General features: G+C 37.3%; 1 protein-coding gene. It reads right to left on the bottom strand.

From position 1 onward, the window contains the following. Positions 1–135: 135 nt before the first annotated feature. Complete coding sequence (locus E1J53_RS23760) at positions 136–2,331, bottom strand: ATP-dependent endonuclease (RefSeq protein WP_134274845.1); 2,196 nt, start codon at positions 2,329–2,331, stop codon at positions 136–138. Between the last annotated feature and the right edge of the window lie 194 nt (positions 2,332–2,525).

Here is a 2,525-nt window from a genome sequence, read left to right as displayed (position 1 = left end):
GTCTTTCACCAAATATTACGAACAACTTTTCCATGGTTCATGAACCGCCGTATACGAGAACCGTACGTACGGTGGTGTGAGAGGGATAAGGAGTCACTATTGGGTGGCTCCTTACCCTACTCGATTCGCCGCATTTCAATTAAAAATTCTACCAAATATCATTCTCATTTCACAAACCTGATTATTTTGGTATGTGATTTTCGGTAAAAAATCAATGGGAGCTTCCATTGCATCAATTATTTCGATTGCATTCAAAGCCTTTGAAGGTTTGTCATTACCTGTAACTCCTGCAGGATAATAGCTTTCAATTGCACCTCTACTTAGAACGAATATATTATGATCCATGAGATTACAAATTAAAGAGTCCTTCCCTGGAACAGATATAGAATTATCAGTAAAAATTTGTCTCCTAATATTTTGCGCCTCATCTGAGAATAGATACTCAATTGTTAAGAGTTCTTCTTCATTGAGCACTTCTCCTTCAGCAACTCTTCTTGAAAGCGTTTTCAAATTTTCGTATCTCTCCCTCCATGAATAACGCCTTGTAAGTTCTTTGATTTTTGATCTTGTCGTTGCTGCTTGAACTAGTCTTTCTGCTGCAATTCCATCAAGAGCTTCAAACAAAGCGTTCCTTTCGTTTTTTATGGCATCTGGAACATCAAATTTTTCAAACCCCTCAATCATTGCATCGGCATCCAATAAGGTAAATACCTCGATCTGAAAAATATCATAAAAATCCTTGAACTTCTTAACATTGGTTTTTCCATCAATTGGGATAATTGGTACGTTACAATAATCGAAATTCCAGTCTGGATCTAGTCTTTTTGCTAGCTCTTTTACGTAGATCAAATCACTTATCCCTTCAACTAAAAGAACTTTTTTACTGAAAAATGCTGCGGCATTATTTTCATAGCATATAATCTGAAAAGCATCTCGAAGTCCAATATTCTCAAGCAAATTAATAGATGTCAATTCACCAAAAGGAACTTCGTTTTCTGGATAAACCTTTTTAATTCTAGCAAAAGTATTGGTTGACTTCGGAGAAAAGAATAAAGGTGAGTGAGTCGTTGTGAATACTTGATGACCTAAATCAGTTAAACCTTCAAGGGCTCCAAAAAGAATTTTTTGTGCATTTGGATGAAGGAAAAGCTCTGGCTCTTCGAATAAAAATATATACGATTGCTCGATGGCAATAGATTCTTCAGCACCTAACTCCTCTGCGGCGGCTGATGCTACGCCATCATTATTTTGTTCTGCTTCTCTTTTCTCCTGCTCTTTTTTCTCTCTTTCTAGCTTTTTTTGGATTCTTGAATGTTCAACATAAGCTCTTAATAAAGCAAAAGTCAGCGATCTCTTTAATCCGTCTCCCTTAGTATCTGCAACATCCTTAACCCCATCATCTATTAGGATTCTTGCATTTCCAAATATTTGCCTTAAGGCAGGCTTAGGGATTTCTAATTCAACATCTACATCTGGAAAGTTCTCATTTAAAAAATTCTGAATTGATGACTCTATCTCCTTCAGCTTTGATATTCTGTTGTCTTGTTTCTCACCCTCTTCTGTATATGATACATTTATCATATCATGAAGTCTATTGAAAGAATCTAGAATATCTTGTATATCCTCGGTTCCCTCAAGCGATTTCAACAAAATAGAAACTAGTTTACCAAAAGATGTGCTCTCTTTCGTTTTAACCTCATCTTTCAAATCCTTTACCGCAGGAATGTAAATTGGCTCAGGAAGTAAAGCCAAAACGCTTTCTGGAATCCCTGTAGGGAGTGGAGCCAATTTTGGTACCAGTTGATCTTCTGGTAAAGAGTCAATAATTTCTTCAACTATTTCTTTAGCTCGTTTTTGAGTAGTACATCCTTCAAAAGACTGTTCAAACTGTGGAAATAATGCAACCATTCTAACTCGTACATCATCACCTCTGGCTCCAGACAAAGTAGTTGCAACTAAATCAAAATTTGGATTGACTGGAGACATTTTTGTGTATAAGATTTCCGATCCGCTATCAGGTCTATATCTCCGAGTAAGTGTAATAGAACCGTCTTCAATAATAGACCTAAGACGATCACGATGCGCTGGTGTAATTCGGTTTAAATCAGCATCAATAATTCCAGAAAATGTTAATTCAATTAGAACTGGCTCAGATTTATCATAATAATCAGTTTCTCTGATTGATGACCCTGAAAAGAATAAACTTGTAGCAAGAAGAGCTGTCGATTTCCCCGCATTATTTTCTCCAATAATACATACGAACTCAGTAGGATTAAATTCACAAGACTTCAGTCCTCTGTAATTTTTTATAGCAATTTTAGATATGTTCATTTATTGTTTTTTATTGCGGCGAACTCTGGCTTGGGCGCAGTGCGAGGAACGAGCATTGTCGCACAAGCTTTGTGTGTGCCTGGAATGCACATCCTTCGCTTTAAAGATAGCGAGTTTTCTAAGTGGTGCAAGTCCACTGGTAGCGAGTTGGTGAAGCTACCTAGCAAGCCGCAAGGGCGCGTGAGGCGACTCCG

Source organism: Lewinella sp. W8, assembly GCF_004375085.3.
Classification (GTDB): domain Bacteria; phylum Bacteroidota; class Bacteroidia; order Chitinophagales; family Saprospiraceae; genus Neolewinella.
This window is presented reverse-complemented; position numbering and strand designations above follow the sequence as displayed.